A 6,661-nucleotide genomic window follows, 5' to 3' on the forward strand; every position below is an offset into this window, starting at 1 on the left:
GCGGTAGAACGCCGGCCGCCGAGGCGCTAGCCTGCGCGGCCATTTGGTTCCACGCCGCCACGTCCATGTCCTCGCGCCTGCGCCTGCTGCTCGTCCTCTGCGCCAGCCTGTGGCTGAGCGCCTGCTCCTCCACCTCGCTCAGCGACCGCCTGGTCGCGCCGGGCGGCGTGTCGCCGCTGATGGACGAGGAGCGCATCCAGAGCCTGCTGGCGACCCTGCCCAACCGCAGCGGCCACGTGGTGGTGCCGGGCGGCATCCCGATCTTCTGGCGCGCCATCGACCCGGGCGACTACCACATGCGCTATCGCTACGAGCATGCCGGCCGCGACGCCAGCGGCCACGAGCATGCCGATTTCGCCATGGACGTGGGCACCCCGGCGCCTGCCTCGCACATGGCGCCGCGCGGCACCGTGGTGCTGCTGCACGGCTGGATGATGGACGGCGACTCGCTGCTGCCGTGGTCGCTGGACCTGGCCCAGGCCGGCTACCGCAGCATCAGCATCGACCTGCGCAACCACGGCCGCTCCGGCGGCGGCCCGGCCGGCTACGGCACCCGCGAGTCCGACGACGTGGTCGCGGTGATCCGCGCCCTGCGCGCCAGCGGCGAGGTGCAGGGTCCGGTGTACCTGTTCGGCGTGTCCTACGGCGCGGCCACCGCGCTGTTCGCCGCGCAGAAGCTCGGCGACCAGGTCGACGGCGTGGTCGCGATGGAATCCTTCGCCAACGCCGGCCGCGGCATCCGCGACATGATCCCGCACATGCTCGCCAGCCGCCCGCGCGGCTGGATGGCCAGCGCGGCGATGGACCTGGCGCGCTGGCGCTACGGCGGGCAGAACCTGGATGAGGTGATCGCCAACGCCAACCAGCGCCTGGCGCTGAACCTGGACCAGGTCGACGTCACCGCAGCCGCGCGCGCCGCACCGGCCTGCGTGCTGCTGCTGCACGGCAGCGCCGACCAGCACATCCCGGTGGCGCACGGCCGCCTGCTGGCGCTGGACGCCCCGCGCGCGCACTACCTGGAGATGCCCGGCGAGAACCACCTCAGCCTGCCGATGCGGCTGGACCTGCTGGCGCCGACCGTGGAGGACTGGTTCGCCGACCTGCAGTCGCCGAGCCACGGCGGCCGCTGCCCGCAGCCGCTGCCGCCACGCGCGGATCCCGAGCTGCAGCTGACCGGTGAGCCGGCGGCGAGCGGTAGCCGGGGCTGAGCCGGGATGACCAGCCATTCGGCTGTGGAAAGCGGGGAGTCGGGATTGGGGATTCGTAACAGCGGGCTGTACTGTCGGCCTGCTGGTTCCGCGGCGGCTCATGCTCTTGCCAATCCCCAATCCCCAATCCCTAATCCCTAATCCCTAATCCCTAATCCCCGCTCGCCGCCACAAGCTCTCGCCGGCGAACAACAGCAAGCCGATCCAAATGGCGGCAAAGCCGATCGCCTTGCCCGCGTCGAACGGCTCGCGGAAGAACCACACGCCCAGCAGCAGTTGCAGGCTCGGCGCGATGTACTGCAGCAGCCCCACCAGCGACAGCGGGATGCGCCGCACACCGTAGGCGAAACCGATCAGCGGCACCGCGGTGACCACGCCGCCGAATGCCAGCAGCAGGTCGTTGCGCCAGCCCCACGCGCCGGCGAAGCCACCGCCGTGGCCGGCCTCGCCCCACAGCACGAAGCCCAGCGCCGGCAGGAACAAGTACAGGCTCTCCACCCCCAGCCCGGCCACCGCATCCACCTGCACCAGCTTGCGCAACAGGCCGTACAGCCCGAACGAGCCGGCCAGGCCCAGCGCGATCCACGGCAGCGTGCCGGCGTCGACGGTCAGCCAGGCCACGCCCAGCGCGGCGCAGGCCACCGCCAGCCATTGCAGCGGACGCAGCCGCTCGCGCAGCACCAGCACCCCGAGCAGCACGTTGACCAGCGGATTGATGAAGTAGCCCAGGCTGGTCTCGATCACATGGCCGGCATTGACCGCCCAGATGTACAGGCCCCAGTTGAAGGCGATCGCCAGGCTGCTCAGCGCCAGCGTGGCCAGCGCGCGCGGCTGCGCGGCGATGCGCCGCCACCACTGCAGGCGTGCGTTGTACACCAGCCAGGCCACCACCAGCAGCGTGCTCCAGACGATGCGGTGGGCGATGATGTGTGGCGACGGCACCGCCTGCAGCAGGTGCCAGTACACCGGCACCACGCCCCACAGCGCGAAGGTCGCCGCAGTGATCCACAGGCCGCGCCGGGCCTCCTGCGCGGCGGCCGCGATCATCGCCGGGTCCTCGCCACGGTGATCACCACCACGCCGGCCAGGATCACCGCCATCGCGCCGAAATCGCTGGCGCTGAAGCGTTCGCTGCCGAGCCAGCTGCCCAGCGCCACCGCGATCACCGGATTGACGTAGGCATAGCTGCCGGCCAGCGCCGGGCGTACGTTTTGCAGCAGCCACACGTAGGCGGTGAAGGCGACGATCGAGCCGAACACGCACAGGTAGGCCACCGCCAGCATCCCCTGCGCACTCGGCAGCGTGTGCAGGCGTTCGCCGCTGAGCAGGCCGATCGCCACCAGCATCACCCCGCCGCACAGCATCTGCCCGGCGGCGGCCATGAACGGCATCGGCAGATCGCGCCCGCGCGACCACACCGAGCCGAACGCCCAGCCGACCGGCGCGATCAACAGCAGCACCAGGCCCAGCGGGCTGGCATTGAGACTGCTGCCGGCGTTGAGCCACACCACGCCGGCGAAGCCGACCACGATCCCCAACCATTCGCCGCGGCTGGCGTGGTGGCCGCGCAACGTGCCGAACAGCGCCATCCACAGCGGCACCGAGGCCACCGCCACCGCCGCCAGCCCCGAGGACACCTGACGCTCGGCCAGCACCACCAGGCCATTGCCGCAGACCAGCATCAGCGCGCCGAGCATGGCCAGCGGCCGCCACTGCGCGCGCGTGGGCGCGGGCACCCCGCGCCAGCGCAGCACCGCGTACAGCACGCTGCCGGCGATCACGAAGCGCGTGCCGGAGACCACGCTCAACGGCGGCGCGCCGCCTTCCAGGGCGAAGCGGATCGCCAGATAGGTCGAGCCCCAGACGACATAGACCAGGAACAGGGCGAGAACGACGAAGCCGCCGCGCGCAGGCGCAGCGGCGACAGGAGCAGAAGGCATCGGACGGCGCCAGAGACAGCGGGGGCGCTATTCTAGAGCACCTGGTCTGTGCGCAAGCCGCTTCATCCGCGCGTGCCGCACCGCCGCGGCGTGCAGACCACTCGTCTAGAAAGGAGTCGTGGATGACATCACACCGCACCTGGCTCGCGCTGCCCCTGCTGGCGGCGCTCAGCAGCAACAGCGCGGCACGCCCGCCTGCCGGACCCTGGGACTTGAACGGACATCAGCTGCTGGAAGCCCCGCTGGACGGCTCGCTGGCAGACGACCTGGGTCCGCAGCAACCGCAGGAACTGCGGGTCATGGTGTCCTCGCGCACGGCGGCTGCCTACATGCTCGGCATCGCGGCCGGCAGCGAGGGCGCGCGATGGTGCCGACCGGCCGGCCAGTCCGGTCCACCGGATGTGCAGGCCCTGGTCGCCGATCTCGGCGCGCTGCCCGACGCGCGCCTGGACGAGCGCGCCAGCGACCTGGTCGTGCAGGCCCTGGCCAAACGGTACCCCTGCAAACCTGCCAAGCCACGCCGCCCATCGCACTGAGGGCGCCGACTGCCTCAAGGTCGCGTCGGCGCGACGAGGCAGTGATGAGCCGCTGGCGCGACGATGCGTCGGGTGCCGCACGGGCATCCACACCGGCACCGCAGCCACCGCCAGCGGCGCCCGGCGCTCCACCGTCATCACCAGGCCGCGGCGCTGCAGGTCCGCATGGGCGCGCCGACAGCCAGACCAGCAGCGCGCAGCAGATGAAGGATCTCAACCAGGTCGCGGCAGTTGCCGCCACTGTGCATGGCCGACCCGCGCCGCGCTCTGGCCGAAGAAACGAGATCGGCCTCGCGCGAGGAGTGTGCTGCTCCATGCAGTTCTGACCACTGAAGTTTCCACCGATCAGCCGACGTCCATGACAGCGCAACTGCAGCCCGCTCCGGCGCTCCGCAGCCCCCGAAAAACCTAAGAGACGGTTCAGCCGCACGGGCGTATCTGTACGCACACACACCTGCTCGCTGCGCACTGCCATGGCCATCGATACCGCACTGTCGCCGCTCGGCACCGTCACGCCTTATGGCACGTCGCCCTATGGCTTTTCCGCAGCGAGCGCCTCCAGCGGTTCGGCTCAAGCCGGCAACCCGATCGTGGCCAGCAACGATCCGGCCGCGGTGCAGCAGGCGGTGGAATTGTCCGGCGAGGCCTCGGTGATCTTCAGCCTCGGCGGCCTCGCGGGAACCACCCCAGCCGACACGGGCCTGACCTACAACGCGGCCGGGCTGTTCAACAGCATCGTCAGCGCCGGCCCGAGCGATGCGGCCTCGACCTCGTCTGCCGGCACCTCCACCTCGACCGCCGGCGCGTCGACCTCGTCCACCGGCCCGTCGACCTCGACCGGCACCGGGCCGTATCCCACCCTCGACCAGGCCACGCAGACGTACGACCAGGGCCTGCTCGGCACCATCACCGCGCCGCCGTCGACCCCGGGCCTGTACAACGCCTCCGGCGTCTTCAGCAGCCAGGGCCTGACCCCGCAGCTGTCGTCGCTGCTGCAGTCCGATCCCAGCCTCAGCGGCACGGTCACCGGCGACCTGCTCAATCAGGGCATCGTCGGCGGGTTGATCGACACCACTGCCTGAGCAGTGCGGCATGGTCGCCTGCGGCACCCGCATGCACCTGGCAGGTTAGAAACGGCTTCAGGCCGCTTCTAGCGCGCGCTTTTCGCAGCCTTGCCGAACAACGCGTTGTTCTCTCGCAGGAGCGGCTTCAACCGCGACAGGCATTGCCGGTCACGCCCCGTCGCGGCTGAAGCCGCTTCTACGCGTGGCCTTGCGCCACCCGCGAAGATCTCCTTCTACCGCATCCCCAGCGCAACGCACGTATCGCCGGCCATGGCCAACGGCTCCGGCACTGCGCAGCCAACGTGCTGTGACGGCACTCGTATGTCGCTCGACCGGCGTCGCTCAGCCCGGCATCGCCGGACCACAGGCCTCGGCCGGATCGCTGTTCGCCGGCAAGGCATGCCGCTCCAAGGCATCGGCGTCGCCGCCCGCATCGCCGGCCAGCGCATCGTTGGCTGCCTGTGCCGCACCTCCCATGAACAGGGAAGCGGACAGCAGCAACATGCGCATCGGGTTCACGGTCACGACCTGGCAACAAGCGGGCCGCACAGTGTAGAGAATGGCGTCGTGCGGAGACAGCGCGGCGACGCATTCGCGTGCGCGAAACCGGCCGCCGTTCAGCGCGCGGGACGATCCAGCCAGCAGGCCAGGCCCTGCGCATTGAGTTCGATGTCCATGTGCAGCACGCGCTCCACGCCGGCATCGTCCAGCGGACAGCCATGCAGCCGCGCCCGCTCCAGATACAGCGCGGTCAGCGCCGCGACCAGGCAGCGATGGCGGTCGGAACGGCCGTCGCAGCCTCGCGCGATCGCCACCATCGCCTCCAGTTGCTCCAGCAGCTCCGCCGCCAGCGTCTCGGCGCCCTCCACCGGACCGTAGTGGGTGAGGTACAGCGTCTGCGGCGCGTAGCCGAGCATGCGCTGGATCGAGGCCTGCATCGCTTCCGGCTCGAACTGCACCGGCGACGAGGTCGGGATCGCGAACGCACCGCGCGTGCTGTCCAGTTCGCGGTAGGACAGGCCGAAGGTGTCGCCACTGAACCAGCTGCGGCTGCGTGCGTCCCACACGCACAGGTGATGGCGGGCGTGCCCGGGGGTGTCGATGCACAACAGCTCGCGCCCGGCCAGCGACAGGCGATGGCCGTCCTCGGCCACCACCACGCGCTCCGCCGGTACCGGCACGATGCTGCCGTAGCTGCGCGCCATCTCCGCCTCGCCGTACACCGCGGTGGCGCCGGCGATCAGCCGCGCCGGATCGATCATGTGCGGCGCACCGCGCGGATGCACCAGCAGGCGTGCGTTCGGCAGGTGCCGCAGCAGCGCACCCGCACCGCCGGCATGGTCCAGGTGCACGTGGGTGAGGATCAGCCAGTCCACGTCGGCCGGCGCCAGACCGGCCTGCGCCAGGGCGTCCAGCAGCAGCGGCACGGCATGGCTGGTACCGCAGTCGACGAAGGCGCCGCGCCCGTTCTCCACGATCAGGTAGGCGGCATCGAACTGCGCGCGCTGGAAGCCGGTATCGACGAGATGGATGCTGGGATCGCGTGGCATGGCGCAAAGGCGTGGCGGGCGAACCTCCATTCTAGGCGGTATGGAGGATGCTGCCAGTGCCGGGCGGCAAGGGCCGGATGAGGACGAATAACAGAAACGCCGGAGACCCGACAGCCCATTGTGGGGGGACTTCAGTCCCGACTGCATGCGGCCGGCAAACACACGCGCTTCGGATGTCGCGATGGAACGCGTCATTTGTCTGTAGGAGTCGACCGTCATGCAGCCGCGACAAGCGAAGCCGAACGCCGCCTGACACCTTCCGTCGTCGGGACTGAAGTCCCTCCCACAATGCAATCCTCCGACAAGGCTGGAGCCGCTTCAGCCGCGACAGGCATTCCTAGGCGACAAGCATTCCTAGGCATC

General features: G+C 70.3%; 6 protein-coding genes and 1 pseudogene. 3 read left to right on the forward strand and 4 right to left on the reverse strand.

What is annotated here, in order from left to right; genetic code table 11:
* The first annotated feature begins 65 nt into the window (after nucleotides 1-65).
* Complete coding sequence (locus tag CEK69_RS15380) at nucleotides 66-1,208, forward strand: alpha/beta fold hydrolase (protein ID WP_152246531.1); 1,143 nt, start codon at nucleotides 66-68, stop codon at nucleotides 1,206-1,208.
* A 144-nt stretch (nucleotides 1,209-1,352) separates the two neighbouring features.
* Here the strand turns inward: CEK69_RS15380 and rarD are convergent, their stop codons facing one another.
* Entirely contained in the window at nucleotides 1,353-2,255 is a 903-nt protein-coding gene (gene rarD / locus CEK69_RS15385) for an EamA family transporter RarD (RefSeq protein WP_152246533.1), read from the reverse strand.
* Entirely contained in the window at nucleotides 2,252-3,148 is an 897-nt protein-coding gene (gene yedA, locus CEK69_RS15390) for a drug/metabolite exporter YedA (RefSeq protein WP_152181597.1), read from the reverse strand. Before yedA ends, rarD begins: the two co-directional genes overlap by 4 nt.
* 122 nt (nucleotides 3,149-3,270) lie before the next feature.
* Between yedA and CEK69_RS15395 the strand changes: the two genes are divergently transcribed.
* Both CEK69_RS15395 and CEK69_RS15400 read left to right on the forward strand, forming a co-directional pair.
* Nucleotides 3,271-3,684 carry a Rap1a/Tai family immunity protein gene (locus CEK69_RS15395; protein WP_152246535.1) on the forward strand — a complete coding sequence of 138 codons (414 nt, stop codon included), beginning with the start codon at nucleotides 3,271-3,273 and terminating at the stop codon, nucleotides 3,682-3,684.
* A gap of 473 nt (nucleotides 3,685-4,157) precedes the next feature.
* On the forward strand, nucleotides 4,158-4,766 hold the full coding sequence (locus tag CEK69_RS15400; protein WP_152246537.1) for a hypothetical protein: 609 nt from the start codon (nucleotides 4,158-4,160) through the stop codon (nucleotides 4,764-4,766).
* 381 nt (nucleotides 4,767-5,147) lie between these two features.
* Here the strand turns inward: CEK69_RS15400 and CEK69_RS15405 are convergent.
* Nucleotides 5,148-5,258, reverse strand: a pseudogene (locus CEK69_RS15405) (peptidase); the annotation flags it as partial.
* Between the two features lie 107 nt (nucleotides 5,259-5,365).
* Nucleotides 5,366-6,298 (reverse strand): MBL fold metallo-hydrolase, encoded by a 933-nt coding sequence (locus tag CEK69_RS15410; RefSeq protein ID WP_152246539.1) that lies wholly within the window; start codon nucleotides 6,296-6,298, stop codon nucleotides 5,366-5,368.
* Between the last annotated feature and the right edge of the window lie 363 nt (nucleotides 6,299-6,661).

It is taken from the genome of Xanthomonas sp. LMG 12462 (assembly GCF_009192885.1).
In the GTDB taxonomy this organism is placed as follows: Bacteria; Pseudomonadota; Gammaproteobacteria; order Xanthomonadales; family Xanthomonadaceae; genus Xanthomonas_A; species Xanthomonas_A sontii.

Coding starts and splice junctions, on each gene's coding strand:
- CEK69_RS15400 (WP_152246537.1), top strand. CDS start 4,158: ATGGCCATCGATACCGCACTGTCGCCGCTCGGCACCGTCACGCCTTAT.
- CEK69_RS15380 (WP_152246531.1), top strand. CDS start 66: ATGTCCTCGCGCCTGCGCCTGCTGCTCGTCCTCTGCGCCAGCCTGTGG.
- CEK69_RS15395 (WP_152246535.1), top strand. CDS start 3,271: ATGACATCACACCGCACCTGGCTCGCGCTGCCCCTGCTGGCGGCGCTC.
- yedA (WP_152181597.1), bottom strand. CDS start 3,148: ATGCCTTCTGCTCCTGTCGCCGCTGCGCCTGCGCGCGGCGGCTTCGTC.
- rarD (WP_152246533.1), bottom strand. CDS start 2,255: ATGATCGCGGCCGCCGCGCAGGAGGCCCGGCGCGGCCTGTGGATCACT.
- CEK69_RS15410 (WP_152246539.1), bottom strand. CDS start 6,298: ATGCCACGCGATCCCAGCATCCATCTCGTCGATACCGGCTTCCAGCGC.